The organism is Catellatospora sp. NPDC049111, assembly GCF_040648615.1.
Lineage (GTDB): Bacteria > Actinomycetota > Actinomycetes > Mycobacteriales > Micromonosporaceae > Catellatospora > Catellatospora aurea.
In genome coordinates, this window is the sequence record NZ_JBEZEB010000066.1 from 1 (window position 1) to 15815 (window position 15815).

At 70.5% G+C, this 15815-nt stretch carries 16 protein-coding genes; 6 read left to right on the plus strand and 10 right to left on the minus strand.

Going from position 1 to position 15815, the window contains the following annotated elements; genetic code table 11:
* Positions 1-100: 100 nt before the first annotated feature.
* The gene (gene pafA, locus AB0B66_RS41840; protein WP_360540880.1) at positions 101-1459 is read right to left on the minus strand and encodes a Pup--protein ligase; all 1359 of its coding nucleotides are present in this window, start codon (positions 1457-1459) and stop codon (positions 101-103) included.
* A gap of 144 nt (positions 1460-1603) precedes the next feature.
* On the opposite strand from pafA, the gene rfbB reads away from it, so the two are divergent.
* Complete coding sequence (gene rfbB, locus AB0B66_RS41845; RefSeq protein ID WP_360540882.1) at positions 1604-2578, plus strand: dTDP-glucose 4,6-dehydratase; 975 nt, start codon at positions 1604-1606, stop codon at positions 2576-2578.
* Positions 2579-2730: 152 nt separating this feature from the next.
* On the opposite strand, the gene prcA is transcribed toward rfbB, so the two are convergent.
* The 5 genes from prcA to dop all read right to left on the minus strand — a co-directional run bounded on the left by prcA (position 2731) and on the right by dop (position 6510).
* Positions 2731-3513, minus strand: a complete 783-nt coding sequence (gene prcA / locus AB0B66_RS41850) for a proteasome subunit alpha (RefSeq protein ID WP_360540884.1) — start codon at positions 3511-3513, stop codon at positions 2731-2733.
* Positions 3514-3555: 42 nt separating this feature from the next.
* The gene (gene prcB / locus AB0B66_RS41855) at positions 3556-4398 is read right to left on the minus strand and encodes a proteasome subunit beta (RefSeq protein ID WP_360540886.1); all 843 of its coding nucleotides are present in this window, start codon (positions 4396-4398) and stop codon (positions 3556-3558) included.
* Positions 4317-4670 carry an endonuclease domain-containing protein gene (locus AB0B66_RS41860; RefSeq protein ID WP_360540888.1) on the minus strand — a complete coding sequence of 118 codons (354 nt, stop codon included), beginning with the start codon at positions 4668-4670 and terminating at the stop codon, positions 4317-4319. The genes prcB and AB0B66_RS41860 overlap by 82 nt, the downstream gene beginning before the upstream one ends.
* A 48-nt stretch (positions 4671-4718) precedes the next feature.
* A complete protein-coding gene (locus tag AB0B66_RS41865; RefSeq protein WP_191842968.1) occupies positions 4719-4931 on the minus strand; it encodes a ubiquitin-like protein Pup in 213 nt (70 codons plus the stop codon).
* 61 nt (positions 4932-4992) lie between these two features.
* Positions 4993-6510, minus strand: coding sequence for a depupylase/deamidase Dop (gene dop, locus AB0B66_RS41870; RefSeq protein WP_360540890.1), 1518 nt, complete (start codon positions 6508-6510; stop codon positions 4993-4995).
* 179 nt (positions 6511-6689) lie between these two features.
* Here dop and AB0B66_RS41875 point away from each other — a divergent pair, with 179 nt between their 5' ends.
* Positions 6690-7652 (plus strand): glycosyltransferase family 2 protein, encoded by a 963-nt coding sequence (locus AB0B66_RS41875; protein WP_360540892.1) that lies wholly within the window; start codon positions 6690-6692, stop codon positions 7650-7652.
* Between the two features lie 52 nt (positions 7653-7704).
* On the opposite strand, the gene arc is transcribed toward AB0B66_RS41875, so the two are convergent.
* A complete protein-coding gene (gene arc, locus AB0B66_RS41880; RefSeq protein WP_360540894.1) occupies positions 7705-9471 on the minus strand; it encodes a proteasome ATPase in 1767 nt (588 codons plus the stop codon).
* A gap of 195 nt (positions 9472-9666) precedes the next feature.
* On the opposite strand from arc, the gene AB0B66_RS41885 reads away from it, so the two are divergent.
* On the plus strand, positions 9667-9951 hold the full coding sequence (locus AB0B66_RS41885) for a ferredoxin (RefSeq protein WP_360540896.1): 285 nt from the start codon (positions 9667-9669) through the stop codon (positions 9949-9951).
* Between the two features lie 124 nt (positions 9952-10075).
* On the opposite strand, the gene AB0B66_RS41890 is transcribed toward AB0B66_RS41885, so the two are convergent.
* Genes AB0B66_RS41890 through AB0B66_RS41900 form a run of 3 tightly spaced genes read right to left on the minus strand, consistent with a single transcriptional unit; the run spans position 10076 to position 12791 of the window.
* Entirely contained in the window at positions 10076-10630 is a 555-nt protein-coding gene (locus AB0B66_RS41890; RefSeq protein ID WP_360540938.1) for a hypothetical protein, read from the minus strand.
* A gap of 17 nt (positions 10631-10647) precedes the next feature.
* Entirely contained in the window at positions 10648-11607 is a 960-nt protein-coding gene (locus AB0B66_RS41895) for a tRNA (adenine-N1)-methyltransferase (RefSeq protein ID WP_360540898.1), read from the minus strand.
* A gap of 23 nt (positions 11608-11630) precedes the next feature.
* Positions 11631-12791 (minus strand): M50 family metallopeptidase, encoded by a 1161-nt coding sequence (locus AB0B66_RS41900; protein WP_360540900.1) that lies wholly within the window; start codon positions 12789-12791, stop codon positions 11631-11633.
* A 79-nt stretch (positions 12792-12870) separates the two neighbouring features.
* Between AB0B66_RS41900 and AB0B66_RS41905 the strand changes: the two genes are divergently transcribed.
* Genes AB0B66_RS41905 through AB0B66_RS41915 form a run of 3 tightly spaced genes read left to right on the plus strand, consistent with a single transcriptional unit; the run spans position 12871 to position 15764 of the window.
* Positions 12871-13755: a PD-(D/E)XK nuclease family protein gene (locus AB0B66_RS41905; RefSeq protein ID WP_360540902.1), complete on the plus strand. Its 885-nt coding sequence runs from the start codon at positions 12871-12873 to the stop codon at positions 13753-13755.
* Between the two features lie 22 nt (positions 13756-13777).
* Positions 13778-15079, plus strand: a complete 1302-nt coding sequence (locus AB0B66_RS41910) for a sensor histidine kinase (RefSeq protein WP_360540904.1) — start codon at positions 13778-13780, stop codon at positions 15077-15079.
* 13 nt (positions 15080-15092) lie between these two features.
* Positions 15093-15764: a response regulator transcription factor gene (locus AB0B66_RS41915; protein WP_275412091.1), complete on the plus strand. Its 672-nt coding sequence runs from the start codon at positions 15093-15095 to the stop codon at positions 15762-15764.
* Positions 15765-15815: the final 51 nt, after the last annotated feature.

The following is a 15815-nucleotide window of genomic DNA, read 5'->3' on the forward strand; positions in this document are numbered from 1 at the left end:
GTGCGGCTGAGCATCGAGCGGGCGGGGGCGCGCGCCCCGGGGGGCCCCGTGTGGCTCGGCGGGCCTCCGTTCCGCGATGGCAAAGCGCCCCTTCTGTCACTCACATGCTGGCGATGAGGCGTTCCACGCGCTCGTCGTGCGCCCGGAACGGGTCCTTGCACAGGACCGTGCGCTGGGCCTGGTCGTTCAGCTTCAGGTGCACCCAGTCGACCGTGAAGTCGCGGCGCTTCTCCTGGGCGTGCCGGATGAACTCGCCCCGCAGCCGCGCCCTGGTCGTCTGCGGCGGTGTCTCCTTCGCCTCGAACGTGCGCAGGTCGGTCACCACCCGGTCGACCTTGCCCCGCTTCTCCAGCAGCGGATACAGCCCCCGGCCGCGGCGCAGGTCGTGGTACGCCAGATCCATCTGCGCCACCCGCGGGCTCGACAGCGGCAGATCATGCTTGCGCTGGTACGCCTCGATCACCCGCAGCTTGGTCACCCAGTCGATCTCCCGGCCCACGTCGCCGAGGTTGCCCGACTCCACCGCGTCGAGGACCCGGCCCCACAGCTCGATCACCCGCTGCGCCGACGGATCACCCGAGCGGCGCGCCACGAACTCCGTCGCCTTCTCGTGGTAGATCCGCTGGATCTCCAGCGCGCTGGCCTCCTTGCCGCTGGCCAGCCGCACCTTGCGCCGCCCGGTGATGTCGTGCGACACCTCCCGGATCGCCCGGATCGGGTTCTCCAGCGCCAGGTCCGGCATCGCCACCCCCGTCTCGATCATCCGGAGGACCAGATCCGCGCTGCCCACCTTCAGCAGCGTGGTGACCTCGTTCATGTTCGAGTCGCCGACGATCACGTGCAGCCGCCGGTAGCGCTCGGCGTCGGCGTGCGGCTCGTCGCGGGTGTTGATGATCGGCCGGGACCGCGTCGTCGCCGACGACACGCCCTCCCAGATGTGCTCGGCCCGCTGCGACAGGCAGTAGACCGCGCCCCGCGGCGTCTGCAGCACCTTGCCCGCCCCGCAGATCAGCTGCCGCGTCACCAGGAACGGGATCAGCACGTCCGCCAGCCGGCCGAACTCCCCGTGCCGCGACACCAGGTAGTTCTCGTGGCAGCCGTACGAGTTGCCCGCCGAGTCGGTGTTGTTCTTGAAGAGGTAGATCTCCCCCGCGATACCCTCGTCGTGCAGCCGCTTCTCGGCGTCGACGAGCAGACCCTCCAGGATCCGCTCGCCCGCCCGGTCGTGCGCCACCAGATCGACCACCGAATCACACTCGGGGGTCGCGTACTCGGGGTGGGAACCGACGTCGAGGTAGAGGCGTGCGCCGTTGCGCAGGAAGACATTGCTGGACCGTCCCCATGAGACGACCCGGCGGAAGAGGTAGCGCGCCACCTCGTCGGGAGACAGCCGCCGCTGGCCCCGATAGGTGCAGGTGACGCCGTACTCGGTCTCCAGTCCGAAGATTCGTCGGTCCATACACAGACACTAGCCGCCCAAACGCCCAAGGTCACTCTCGTACGACCTGACGCCGCCGGTGTAATCGCGACGGATCCCCGACCGCCCCCGCAACCGCAGGTCGCGCACGGCGCGCCACGGAACGTGACCTAAACTTCCGTTGTCATGAAACTTCTGGTCACCGGCGGCGCGGGCTTCATCGGCTCCCACTACGTGCGCACCCGGCTCGCCGCACCGGGCCGCCCCGCCGACCGGATCACCGTGCTCGACCGGCTCACCTACGCCGGCAACCGCGACAACCTCGCCCCCGTCGCCGCCGACCCCCGACTCACCTTCATCGAAGGCGACATCTGCGACCCGCACCTGGTCGACGGCCTCGTCGCCGGACACGACGCGGTGGTCCACTTCGCCGCCGAATCACACGTCGACCGCTCCATCGCCGCCGCGGCCGAGTTCGTGCGCACCAACATGCTCGGCACCCAGATCCTGCTCGACGCCGCCGTACGCCACCGCACCGGCCGCTTCGTGCACGTCTCCACCGACGAGGTCTACGGCTCCACCGACACCGGCAGCTGGACCGAACACCAGCCGCTCGCCCCGCGCTCGCCCTACGCCGCGTCGAAGGCAGGCTCCGACCTGCTCGCGCTCGCCGCGTACACCACCCACGGCCTCGACGTCGTGGTCACCCGTTCGAGCAACACCTACGGGCCCTACCAGTACCCCGAAAAGATCATCCCGCTGTTCACCACGAACCTGCTCGACGGGCTGCCCGTGCCGCTCTACGGCGACGGCTCGCACCGCCGCGAGTGGCTGCACGTCGACGACCACTGCGCGGGCGTCGAGCTGGCCCTGCGCCACGGCCGCGCCGGCGAGGTCTACCACCTCGGCGGGCACGACGAACTCGCCAACAGCGACCTCACCGCCCTGCTGCTGAAGCTCACCGACCGCGGCCCGGATCTGGTCCACCACGTCGCCGACCGCCCCGGCCACGACCACCGCTACGCCCTGGACAGCACGAAGAGCGCCCAGGAACTAGGCTACCGGCCGTCGGTCCCGCTCACCGAGGGGCTGGCCGCCACCGTCGCCTGGTACCGCGCCAACCGCGCTTGGTGGCAACCCCTGACCACCCGCCACCACTGACCGGTCTGCGCCGGACCACCAGCCGCCACGCCCGGCCCCCGCGCCACGCCGCCCCGCGCTTCATAAACGTTGGCCTATCCCATCGAATCCGAGCCGCGGATTTTCGATGAGATAGGCCAACGTCTATTCAAAACGGGGCGGGGCGGGGCGGGTTACTCCGCTGCGGGTGTGTCGGTTTCGGGGGCCGGCTTCGGGGCGTCTGCCTTGGGCGTCGCGGCCTTGGCAGGCTCCGCCTTCGCCGGGTTCACCAGTGCGGCCAGCGCGGCGCCGATCACGCGCCGGAACTTGCGGCCCGGCCGGGCCCGCTCCAGCACCGCGACCTCCAACTGCTCGGGAGCCAGCGTACGCGCTGCGCCGCCCTCGCCCCCGACGCTGCTCAGCGCCTTGACCGCCAGCTTCAGCGCCTCACCCAGGGTGTGCGACTCGCTGTGCTCGGCACGCAGGATGTTGCCGATCGCCTCGGCCTGCCCGCCCATCGCCATGAAGCCCGGCTCGTCCTGCACCGAACCGTCATAGGTCAGCCGGTACAGTTCGTCGTGCTCCGGCGCGGACCCCACCTCGGCGACGCAGATCTCCACCTCGTACGGCTTGCCCTGCTCGCTGAAGATCGAGCCCAGGGTCTGCGCGTACGCGCTGGCCAGCGCCCGCCCGGTGACGTCGCGGCGGTCATAGGAGTAGCCCCGCAGGTCGGCCATGCGCACACCGGCGTTGCGGAGGTTCTCGAACTCGTTGTAGCGGCCCACGGCCGCGAACCCGATCTTGTCGTAGATCTCGCTCACCTTGTGCAGCGTGGTGGAGAGGTTCTCCGCCACGAACAGCACACCACCGGCGTACGTCAGCACGACCACGCTGCGACCGCGGGCGATGCCCTTGCGGGCGTACTCCGAGCGGTCCCGCATGATCTGCTCGGGCGAGGCGTAGAACTGCATGGCCACGGCGTGTCTTCTCCTTATGGCGTTTCGGGAGAGCGGATGGGATCAGGCGCCCGGCTGCTGCGCCCGGGCCGCGATGACGAGCTCGGCCAGGGCCGCGGTCTCCTCGTCGGTCAGGCGCTGCGTGCCCTCGGCGGTCGCGGTCATCACCACAGGGAAGATCTTGCGGATGACGTCCGGGCCACCGGTGGCGGTGTCGTCGTCGGCCGCGTCGTAGAGGGCCTCCACGGCCAGCTGCGCAGCCTCGGCGATGCTGAGGCCGCGCTTGTAGCGCTTCTTCAGCGACGACTTCGCGAACAGCGAACCCGAGCCGATCGCGTCGTAGCCGCCGTGCTCCTCGTACAGGCCGCCGGCGATGTCGAAGCTGAAGATGCGCCCCACCTTGCCGGGCGTCTTCGCGTCGAGGTCGAACCCGGCGAACAGCGGGATCACAGCCAGGCCCTGCATGGCCGCGCCGAGGTTCTGCCGGATCATCGTGGCCAGGCGGTTGGCCTTGCCGTCGAGCGAGAGCATCGCGCCCTCGATCTTCTCGTAGTGCTGCAGCTCCACCTGGAACAGCCGCATCAGCTCGATGCCGACGCCGGCCGTGCCCGCGATGCCGATGAGCGAATACGGGTCGGCGGGGTGCACCTTCTCGATGTCGCGGCTCGCGATGAGGTTGCCCATGGTCGCGCGGCGGTCACCGGCCATCACCACACCCTCGTCGGTGCTGATCGCGACGATGGTGGTGGCGTGCGGGGCCAGGTCGGCGTTCATGCCGGCGGGCAGGGGGCGGCGGCCGGGCAGCAGCTCCGGCGCGACCTGCGTCAGGAAGTCCGTGAAAGACGACGTTCCCGGCGTGGTGAAACTAGCTGGTAGACGCCCGGGTGAACCAAGACCCGCTGACACGCTGTCTCCTTCAGATACTCGATCGCCCTGGCAAGTGACTGCTCGTTGTCTTTGAACTGTCCAAGACCGCCGTTGCAGTTGAAACACAGGATGCCACGTACGTTACCGAATTCATGGTCATGGTCAACGTGCTCGGACCCCGGTGTGCCGCGCTGTCGCGACACCGACCGACCATCGGTCGGCGAGCCCGGGAACGCCCGAGCGGCCCGGAGGCCGCTCGTCCACTCGTTCCACGATGTCTGCCGCCCCGGGTGCGGAGCGGTCCCGGCCACGCCGAGAAAGGCTGATCCGTTTGTCCTGGAAAATCGGACAAATCAGGATCATTGGCCGCCTTTCTGGACGTACCCCCTAATGAACTCCTCGGCGTTCTCCTCGAGGACGGCGTCGATCTCGTCGAGGATGTCGTCGACGTCCTCGCCGATCTTCTCGACGCGCTCGGCAACCTCGGGGTTCACCTCGGGCGCGACCGACTCGGCCTCCTGCTCGCCCTTCGAGCGGCCCGACTGTGACTGTCCACCGTCCTGCGTGGCCATCTGCGCCTCCCTGACGTCGCCTGTGGGCCTTAAACGTAGCGCGCGGGACCTACGAAAGCGATCACCCCGCGGTGATCACTTCCAGAAGATCCTTTGCGCTGGGGCAACGGTCGAACAGCGCGCCGACGTGTTTCTTCGTGCCGCGCTCCGGCTCCATCATCGGCACCCTGACCAGGGCCTCCCGGCCCACGTCGAAGATGACCGAGTCCCAGCTCGCGGCGACCACTTCGGACGCGTACTTGCCCAGGCACCGGCCGCGGAAGTAAGCCCGCGTGTCGTCCGGCGGGTCGGTCATCGCGGCGCGGGTCGACTCCGGGTCGAGCAGCGTCTTCATCGCGCCCCGGGCGACCAGGCGGTGGTAGAGGCCCTTCTCCGGGCGCACGTCGCTGTACTGCAGGTCGACCAGCTGGAGCTTGGACGACGCCCAGCCCAGGTTCTCCCGCTCGCGGTAGCCCTCCAGCAGGCGCAGCTTGGCCACCCAGTCGAGCTCGTCGGCGAGCTGCATCGGGTCGTCGCCGAGCCGGGTCAGCACGCTCTCCCAGCGGTCGAGCACGTCGCGGGTCTGGGAGTCGGTGTCGGCGCCGGTGCGCGACTCGACGAAGGCGTGGGCCCGCTCGTAGAACGCCCACTGCAGGTCGAGCGCGGTGAGCCGGCGGCCGTCGCGCAGCCGCATGGTGTGCTTGAGGGTCGGGTCGTGGCTGACCGCGCGCAGCTCGGCGACGGGGTCGGCGATGCCGAGGTCGGTGGTGAGCGCCTTCTCCTCGATCATGGTGAGGATCAGCGCGGTCGTGCCGACCTTCAGGTAGGTCGAGATCTCGGACAGGTTCGCGTCACCGATGATCACGTGCAGGCGGCGGTACTTGTCCGCGTCGGCGTGCGGCTCGTCGCGGGTGTTGATGATGGGCCGCTTCAGCGTGGTCTCCAGGCCCACCTCGACCTCGAAGAAGTCGGCGCGCTGGGTGATCTGGAAGCCGGCCTGGCTGCCGTCCTGGCCGATGCCGACCCGTCCGGCGCCGCAGAAGATCTGCCGCGTCACGAAGAACGGGGTGAGGTACGTGACGATGTCCGCGAACGGGGTCTGCCGACGCATGAGGTAGTTCTCGTGCGCGCCGTACGAGGCGCCCTTGTTGTCGGTGTTGTTCTTGTAGAGGTGGATCGGGTGGCTGCCCGGGATGGTCGCGGCGCGCCGCGCGCCCTCGGCCATGACCTGCTCACCGGCCTTGTCCCAGCGCACCACGTCCAGCGGGTTGGTCACCTCGGGGGTGGAGTACTCCGGGTGGGCGTGGTCGACGTAGAGCCGGGCGCCGTTGGTCAGGATGACGTTGGCCAGGCCGAGGTCCTCGTCGGCGAGCGCCTCCGCCGGGTCGTACGCCGCGCCGGTGTAGCTGAAGCCCCGCGCGTCGCGCAGCGGTGACTCCTCCTCGTAGTCCCAGCGGGCGCGTCCGCCGCGGGCCAGCTCCGGGCGGGCCCCGTAGGCGTTCACGACCTGGGAGGAGGTCACCATCGGGTTGGCCCCGGGCTGTCCCGGCACGGAGATCCCGTACTCGACCTCGGTACCCATGATCCGCCGCACGCTCATGGAATGAAGCCTCTCACACCGTCACCGGTGAGACGAGGAGAGCATCCGTGTTCGGGCCAGCCTGGGAGGTTCAGCGCCTTTCGTACACCCGTCAGCCGGTGCCGTCCGGGCGCGGACCGGCGGACGGGGATACCATCCCCGTTCTGGACCTGGCACTGCTCGATGAAGGATCCCGCGAGATGACCACGCCCGCACTGTCCGTCGTGATCCCCATGTACAACGAGCAGGAGGTGCTGCCCCTGCTCATCGGGCGGCTGCGGCCGCTGCTGGACGGCGCGGGGCTCGACTACGAGGTGGTGGCGGTCGACGACGGCAGCGCGGACGCGACCGCGCCGATGCTGCTGCTGGCCTGCCGGGAGTGGGCGCAGCTGCGGGTGGTCCGGCTGCGGCGCAACAGCGGCCACCAGGCGGCGCTGACGGCGGGGCTGCACCGGGCCAGGGGTGAGTACGTGGCGAGCATCGACGCGGACCTGCAGGACCCGCCGGAGAAGATCCTGGAGATGCTGGCGCTGGCGCGGGCCGAGTCGCTGGACATCGTGTACGGCGTGCGCGACGACCGGACCGCCGACACGCCCTTCAAGCGGCACACGGCGCAGGTCTACTACCGGCTGATGCGCCGGCTGGTCGGCAAGAAGGTGCCGCACAACGCGGGCGACTTCCGGCTGCTGAGCCGGGCCGCGGTGGAGGCGCTGCGGGCGATGCCGGAGCGCCAGCCGGTGTACCGGCTGCTGGTGCCGTGGCTGGGTTTCCCGAGCGGCGAGGTGGCCTACCGGCGGGAGGTGCGGGCGGCGGGCAGCACGAAGTATCCGCTGAGCAAGATGGTCCGGCTGGCGGTCGACAGCGTGACGGACTTCTCGGCCGCGCCGCTGCGCCTGGCGACCTGGTCGGGGCTGGCGAGTTTCCTGCTGTGCTTCGTGCTCGGCTGCTACAGCCTGGCGCGGTTCGTGGTCGGCGCGACCGTCAGCGGCTGGACGTCGCTGTTCACGGCGATCCTGTTCCTGGGCGGGGTGCAGCTGCTGTGCCTGGGCCTGCTGGGCGAGTACCTGGGCCGGGTGTTCGTAGAGGTCAAGGGCCGCCCGACGTACATCGTGGGCTACGACTCGGCGGAGACGGCCGAGCAGGCCGCCGTCGGGGCACGCTGACGCCAACGGCGCCCGCCCCCTGGCGGGACGGGCGCCGTCTCGTAGTGCCTGTTTACAGGTACTGGCCGGTGTTGCTGGCGGTCTCGATGGACCGGCCCGACTCGGTGCCCTTGCCTCCGGAGACCAGGGTGCGGATGTAAACGATCCGCTCGCCCTTCTTGCCGGAGATTCGTGCCCAGTCGTCGGGGTTGGTGGTGTTCGGCAGGTCCTCGTTCTCGCGGAACTCGTCCAGGCAGGCGTCCAGCAGGTGCTGCAGGCGCAGGCCCTTCTTGCCGGAGGACAGGAACTCCTTGATCGCCATCTTCTTGCCGCGGTCCACGATGTTCTGGATCATGGCACCGGAGTTGAAGTCCTTGAAGTACAGGACCTCCTTGTCACCGTTGGCGTAGGTGACCTCCAGGAAGCGGTTCTCCTCGGTCTCCGAGTACATCCGCAGCACCACCGAATTGATCATCGCGTGCACGCACGCGTCGGCGTTGCCACCGTGCTCGGCCAGGTCGTCCGGGGACAACGGCAGGCCGGTCAGGATGTACTTGCTGAAGATGTCCTTGGCCGCTTCGGCGTCCGGACGCTCGATCTTGATTTTGACGTCGAGCCGGCCCGGGCGCAGGATCGCCGGGTCGATCATGTCCTCGCGGTTCGAGGCGCCGATGATGATGACGTTCTCCAGGCCCTCGACACCGTCGATCTCGCTGAGCAGCTGGGGAACGATGGTGTTCTCCACGTCGGAGGAGACACCGGAGCCGCGGGTACGGAAGATCGAGTCCATCTCGTCGAAGAACACGATCACCGGGGTGCCTTCCGAGGCCTTCTCCCGGGCCCGCTGGAAGATCAGCCGGATGTGCCGCTCGGTCTCGCCGACGTACTTGTTGAGCAGCTCCGGACCCTTGATGTTGAGGAAGTAGCTGGTCTTCTTCTCCTCGCCGCGCCGCTCGGCGATCTTCTTGGCCAGCGAGTTCGCGACCGCCTTGGCGATCAGCGTCTTGCCGCAGCCGGGAGGACCGTAGAGCAGCACGCCCTTCGGCGGGCGCAGCTGGTGCTCGCGGAACAGGTCCGCGTGCAGGAACGGCAGCTCCACCGCGTCGCGGATCTGCTCGATCTGGGACACCAGGCCGCCGATGTCGTGGTAGTCGACGTCGGGCACCTCCTCCAGGACGAGGTCCTCGACCTCGCTCTTGGGGATGCGCTCGTAGGCGTACGCGGACCGGGGCTCGATCATGAGGGAGTCGCCGGACCGGAGCAGTCCGCCGATCAGCCCCTCCGCGAGGAACACGATCCGCTCCTCGTCGGCGTGCGAGACCACCAGTGCGCGGTCGCCGCCGTCGAGGATCTCCTTGAGGGTGACCACCTCGCCGGCCCGCTCGAAACCGAGCGCGTCGACGATGTTGAGGGCGTCGTTGAGCAGCACCTCCTGCCCCCGCTGCAGCGCGTCGACGTCAAGCGACGGCGACACTGCCACCCTCAGCTTGCGCCCGCCCGTGAAGACGTCCACCGTGCCGTCCTCGTGCCGCGCGAGGAAGACACCGTACCCGCTGGGCGGTTGCGCCAGCCGGTCGATCTCCTCCTTGAGCGTCACGATCTGGGCGCGCGCCTCCTTGAGCGTGGCCACCAACCGCTCGTTGTTCTCCGTGAGCCGCGACAGCTGCGCCTGGGTAGCGGCAAGCCGCTCCTCCAGCTGCCTCACGTGCCGCGGGCTCTCGCTCAACTTGCGCCGCAACAGGGCGAGCTCCTCTTGCAGGAACGCGACCTGAGTGGAGAGATCGTTGGCTTCCTTCTCCCACCGCGCGGCGCGCGCATCCGCGTCGTCGCTCTTTGCCACGTCCCACCTCCCCGGGGGTGTCCTCCCGTCGGTCCCACCTCGTTCGGGCCGACGTTTAGGGTGCTCCTAACACTAGCGGCTGATCGCCTCAGTTGAACCCTCCCGACACCCCCGTACCCGGAACTGGATCGAGAATCTGCCCTGTCGGCCGACCTCCCCCGGATCCGTGTGGAGCGGGGCGCTAGGGTCGGACACGTGAGTGAGCTGAGGGTGCGAGTGGATCAGGACCTCTGCACGGGCGACGGCCTGTGCGTGCAGTACGCCCCCGAGGTGTTCGAGTTCGACGTCGACGGCCTCGCGTATGTCAAGGGCGACGACGGGGAACTGCTGATGGCCCCGGGTGCGACCGTCGAGATCCCGGCGCACCTGCGCCTGGAGGTCATCGATGCCGCCCAGGAGTGCCCGGGTGAGTGCATCCACATCCAGCGCACCCACGACTCCGAACCCCTGTCCGAGGAAGAACGCGCCGCGCTGCGCTGACCTTCCCCGCGTCCCACCATCCGGACACTCGGGGCCCCGCCGGGGCCTTGATCGCCGTTTCGGGTCGAAACATGCGGTCTGACCGCACCTCCTGACCCGAAACAGCGATCTTTGCGGCCTGCGGTCAGAGCATCGGGCGGCCGGCCAGGGAGGCGACCAGCTGGGCGAACTCCTCAAGCCGGGCGATCTGTCCGGATCCGCCGTCTTCGAGCGTTTTTCCGAAGCGGAGCGCGTCCTGGCGCACCACGTGCTGCGGGTCGTCGAGCGGGTGGCCGTTGCTGGACTCGTCCAGCGAGCTGAGCAGCAGGTAGACGTCGACGCTGTCGACGCGCAGGTGGTTGCCGGCGGTGCGGCTGAGCCGGCGGCGGCAGCCCACCTCGGTGATCACCGACAGCGGCACCACCCGCAGCGACGAGACCATCGAACCCGCGGGGCCGTCCCCGGGGGCGGTGTCCTCGCCGTGCCACAGCAGCAGGCGGGAGCCGTCGCAGACGACGACCTCCTGCCACACGCCGTTGAACTCGTTGACGAAACGCTCCAGCGTGAACCCGAGCACCTGGGTGCCGCGCAGGACGCCCTCCAGGGCGTCCAGCGCGACCTCCGGATCACGCAGGTAGGCCCGGGCGGCGCTGTCCAGGTCCGGGTACGGCGACCAGTCGGGGAACACGGCCGGGGGCACGTTCACGGGTGTCTCTCCTACTCCCAGACCTCGTCGGCGACGGCTCCGGCGTCGGGCGTCTCGGCGGGTGCGGCGGCCTTCTTACGCAGGTCGTACGCCTCGCGGCCCTTGCTCGGCTTGCGGCGGCGCGGCGGCGCGGTGACGCCCGGGGCCAGCTTGCGGGCGCGCACCAGGAACGCGGTGTGCGCGATCATGCGGTGGTCCGGGCGCACGGCCAGGCCGTCGGCGTGCCAGTCGCGCACCAGCGACTCCCAGGCCAGCGGCTCGGTGAAGCCGCGCTCGCGCAGCGCCTCCACCAGCTCGGACAGCTGCGGCGTGGTGGCCACGTAGCCGATGAACACGCCACCGGGCAGCAGGGCGCGCTCGACCATGTCGAGGGCCTCCCACGGGGTCAGCATGTCCAGGATGATCCGGTCGAAGCCGGTCTCGGTGTTGTCGGCGACGTCGCCGACGTGCAGGTGCCAGGACGGCTGCGCCGGGTCGGCGGGCTTGCCGTCGGCGGCCCAGGTGCAGCCGAACCAGTTCTGCACGTTCTTGCGGGCCACCGCGGCGAAGTCGTCACGCAGCTCGTACGACCACAGCTGCCCCTCGGGCCCCACGGCCCGCAGCAGCGAGCAGCTCAGCGCGCCCGAGCCGACGCCCGCCTCCAGCACCTTCGCCCCGGGGAAGATGTCGCCCATGGCCACGATCTGCGCCGCGTCCTTGGGGTAGATCACCTGCGCGCCGCGCGGCATGGACAGCACGTAGTCGGCCAGCAGCGGGCGCAGCGCCAGGTAGGCGGTGTTGCCCGAGGAGTGCACCACGCTGCCGTCGGGCAGGCCGATCAGGTCGTCGTGGGCGAGGATGCCGCGGTGGGTGTGGAACGCCTTGCCGGGCTCCAGCACGATGGTGTGCATCCGGTTCTTCGGGTCGGTGAGCTGCACCCGGTCGCCGGCGACGAAGTTGCCGCGCGGCGCACGTGGCGTCGGTTCGGTCATGATCGGTCAGGTTCCTGTCTCAGTCAGCTTGCGGCCTTGAGCGCCGCGGGGTCGAGCACCTGCACCACGTCCATGACGGTGAGCACGCCCACTACATTCTCCCCGTCCACCACGAGGTAAGGAGTGGCCGGGTCCCCCCGGAGGAGCTTGATCACGTCAGCGCCGCGGGCGGCCGACGGGATGGTGGCCACCGCGTCGATGCCACGGGCCAGCGTCTCCACGGTCACCCAGGGCCGGCGCTGCTCCGGCACGGCCGCGGCCGCCTCGGGCACCACCAGGGCGATGAGCCGCCCGTCCGGGTCGGCCACGCCCAGCACCGAGGCCGTCTGCCCGGCCTCGGCCGCGCGCCGGGTCGCCTCGGCCAGCGAGGTGCCGGTCGGCACCGTGAACAGCGGCCGGGCCAGGCGCACCGGGTCGACCAGCGGGTAACGCGAGCGCACCCGCGCGGTCATCACCGCGCCGGCCGCGCCCTGCCAGATGCTGAACGCGACGAACAGGCCGAACACCACCCCGACGAGCTGGTACCAGCCGGTGTAGTACAGCCACAGCGAGATCAGCGCGGTCGCCACCGCGACGACCCGGCCCGACCAGCCCGCGAACAGCAGGCCCGCGTCCTTGTCGCCCTTGATGCCCCAGACGACGGCGCGCAGCGCCCGGCCGCCGTCCAGCGGCCAGCCGGGCAGCGCGTTGTAGATCGCCACGATGATGTTGCACAGGGCGAGCTGGAAGGCGATCTGGTCGACGATGGTGCCGTTGGGCAGCAGCACCGTGGCGATCACCGAGCCGATGCCGAGCAGCGCGGACACGCCGGGGCCGGCCAGCGCGGTGGCCAGTTCGACGCCGGGGCGCGGCGAGTCGTGGTCGAACTCGGTGTAGCCGCCGAGCAGGTCCAGCGTGATGCCCTTCACGCCGATGCCGTAGTGGCGGGCGGTGAGCGCGTGGCCGAGTTCGTGTAACAACACCGACAGCAGCAGGCACGCGACGAAGCCGAGCCCGGCCAGGTAGCGCGCCGCGCCGTCGAGGTGGAGGGTGTCGCCGAGGCGGTCGCCGTACCACCAGGTGATCAGCAGCGACATGACCACCCACGAGGCGCTCAGACGCAGCGGAAACCCGAGGATGCGGCCGACCTGGAAGCCGGATTTCCGCTCGCCCTGCGAAGCGGACTTTGGTGTCGAATCGCTCACGACGTCGTCTCCATCGTGACCATGCTATGTCGTGGCGGCGTGCGGGGCCCCGTCGTACCGCTCGCCTAACCTGTGGGTCATGACCGAGCAGGCAAGTGTCCCCCTCCCCTCGCTGTCGCCGTCGCGGGCGGCCGACTTCAAGACCTGTCCCCTGCTCTACCGTTTCCGCAGCATCGACCGCATCCCCGAGCAGCCGACCCCGGAGCAGGTGCGCGGCACGCTGGTGCACGCGGTGCTGGAGAAGCTGTTCGACTCCCCCGCCGCGGAGCGCACTCGCGCGGTCGCCGACGAGATGGTCACGCCCCAGTGGGAGCGGCTGGTCGCCGAGCAGCCCGAGCTGGCCACGCTGTTCGACACGGAGGAGGCGATGAGCCGCGAGGAGTTCCTGTCCTCGGCCACCGACCTGCTCGGCGGCTACTTCGCCGTGGAGGACCCGCGGCGGCTGGAGCCGGCCGAACGCGAGCAGCTGATCGAGGCGGTGCTGGGCGCGCAGGGCGAGCAGCAGCTGCTGATCCGCGGCTACATCGACCGGCTCGACGTGTCGCCCGACGGCGCGATCCGGGTGGTGGACTACAAGACCGGCGGCGCGCCGCGGGAGGCGTTCGAGGCGCGGGCGCTGTTCCAGCTGAAGTTCTACGCGCTGGTGCTGTGGCGCACCCGGGGCGTGGTGCCGCGGGTGCTGCGGCTGCTCTACCTCAAGGACGCCGAGGTGTGCGACTACACCCCGGACGCCGAGGAGCTGACCCGGTTCGAGAAGACGCTGTTCGCGCTGTGGAAGGCGATCGAGACGGCGACGGCCGCGCAGGACTTCCGGCCCAAGCCGAGCAAGCTGTGCGCGTGGTGCAGCCACCAGCAGCGCTGCCCGGAGTTCGGGGGTGCCTTGCCGCCGTTCCCGCAGCAGGTGACGGCGCAGACGGTGGACAGCAGGCAGGCCCGGCTGGCCGCGGCCCAGCCCGAGGGGTGAGCCGACCGGGTAGCCTGCCCGCGTGCCCCTCACACCCCTGACCCAGCGCCTGAGCTGGTGGAAGCCCGCCTGGTGGACGCCGCTGCGCGCGGACACCGCGCTGGCCGCCGGGCTGTTCGTGGTGCAGGTCAGCCTGGCGTACGCCGAGCCGGGCTGGGGCATGCGGACCGGCGCGGCCACCTGGCTGTGGTGCGCGGTGACGCTGCTGCCGGTGGTGCTGCGGCGCACCCACCTGTGGCTGGGCGTCGCCGCGACGGCGGCGTTCACCGCGATCGGCCTGCTGTGGCCGGAGTCCCTGATGGGCGGGCAGGGCGTCGCGCTGTGGGTGCTGGCGTACACGGCGGCCGCGTACGAGCGGTGGTGGCGGGCCGTGCTGGCCACGCTCGTGCTGTGGCTGGTCAACGACCTGATGTGGGTGTGGGCGTATCGCAACGACGTGATCGTCGACGCCACCGGCGCGGAGATGATCTCCATGTCGGCGGGCATGGTCGTCAATCTCGTGGTGATGGTGATCACCTTCTTGATCGGACGCACCGTTCGGGCTCGCCGGGAGGCGTCGACGGCGCTGGCCGAACGGGCCCTGGCCGCCGAGAGCAGCCGACAGGCCCACGCCGAGCAGGCCGTCGCGGAGGAGCGCCGGCGCATCGCCCGGGAGCTGCACGACGTGGTCGCCCACCACGTCAGCGTCATCGGCGTGATGTCCACCGGCGCGCGGCGCATGCTGCACCGCGACCCGGCCGCCGCCGACGAGGCCCTGGCCACCATCGAGCAGACCAGCCGCACCACCCTGCGCGAGCTGCGCCGGCTGCTGTTCGTGCTGCGCTCGGAGAGCGCCCGCGACGACGACTTCGACCGCAGCCCGCAGCCGGGGCTGTCCGCGCTGCGGGCCCTGGTGGAGCAGGTGTGCGAGGCGGGGCTGTCCACGTCGCTGCGGGTGGACGGCGAGCTGGGCGAGGTCGACCCGGGTGTGGCGCTGACGGTGTACCGGATCGCGCAGGAGGCGCTGACCAACGCGCTCAAGCACGCCGGACCGGCCCGCGCCGAGGTGCGCCTGGCCGTCGACGGCAGGCTGCTGAGCATCGAGGTGTTCGACACCGGGCGGGGGCCGTACGCGCGTACCCTCTCCGCAGACGGGATCACCGGCGGCGCGGTCACCGGCCACGGCCTGCTCGGCATGCGCGAGCGCGTCGCGGTGTACGGCGGCACCCTGCGCACCGGTCCCCGTCCGGGCGGCGGGTTCCGGGTGCACGCGCGGATCCCCCTGGAACAGGCGGGGACGGCGGGCGCGCCGGCCCCGGAGACGGAAGCGGAGGTCGCAGGGTGACGGTGGTTTCGCGGTGAAGCCGATCCGGGTGCTGCTCGCCGACGACCAGCCGCTGCTGCGCAGCGGGTTTCGCATGGTGCTGGGCGCCGAGCCCGATCTGGACATCGTCGGCGAGGCCGCCGACGGCGCGGAGGCCGTGGACCTGGCCCGGCGGCTGCTGCCCGACGTGGTGCTGATGGACGTGCGCATGCCGCGCCGCGACGGGGTGGCCGCGACCCGCGACATCACCGCGGCGAAGCTGCCCGTGCACGTGCTCATCCTGACCACGTTCGACCTGGACGACTACGTGGTCGGCGCGCTGCGCGCCGGGGCCAGCGGCTTCCTGGCCAAGGACGTGCCCGCCGACGAGCTGGTCGCCGCGATCCGCACGGTCGCCGCGGGCGAGGCCGTGGTGGCGCCGCGCATCCTGCGCCGCCTGCTGGACCGCTTCGCCGGGCTGCTGCCCGACCCGGACGCGACCGTGCCGCACTCGCTGAGCACGCTGACCGAACGCGAGCGCGAGGTGCTGGTGCACGTGGCCCGCGGACTGTCCAATGCCGAGATCGCGCGGGCGCTGACGGTGAGCGAGACCACGGTCAAGACGCACGTCGGGCACATGCTGACCAAACTGGGGCTACGGGACCGGGTGCAGGCGGTGGTGCTGGCGTACGAGACCGGGCTGGTACGACCCGGCTCTACTACCTGAGGAGGAGCCCGCCGCCCGGAAGACCGTTCGCAGGTCTGAGGGCGGGGTGGT

Excerpts from the sequence above, each read along its gene's own strand:
- dop (WP_360540890.1), bottom strand. The coding sequence starts at position 6,510 with ATGAGCGTGCGGCGGATCATGGGTACCGAGGTCGAGTACGGGATCTCC.
- AB0B66_RS41875 (WP_360540892.1), top strand. The coding sequence starts at position 6,690 with ATGACCACGCCCGCACTGTCCGTCGTGATCCCCATGTACAACGAGCAG.
- AB0B66_RS41865 (WP_191842968.1), bottom strand. The coding sequence starts at position 4,931 with ATGGCCACGCAGGACGGTGGACAGTCACAGTCGGGCCGCTCGAAGGGC.
- rfbB (WP_360540882.1), top strand. The coding sequence starts at position 1,604 with ATGAAACTTCTGGTCACCGGCGGCGCGGGCTTCATCGGCTCCCACTAC.
- AB0B66_RS41895 (WP_360540898.1), bottom strand. The coding sequence starts at position 11,607 with ATGACCGAACCGACGCCACGTGCGCCGCGCGGCAACTTCGTCGCCGGC.
- AB0B66_RS41905 (WP_360540902.1), top strand. The coding sequence starts at position 12,871 with ATGACCGAGCAGGCAAGTGTCCCCCTCCCCTCGCTGTCGCCGTCGCGG.
- pafA (WP_360540880.1), bottom strand. The coding sequence starts at position 1,459 with ATGGACCGACGAATCTTCGGACTGGAGACCGAGTACGGCGTCACCTGC.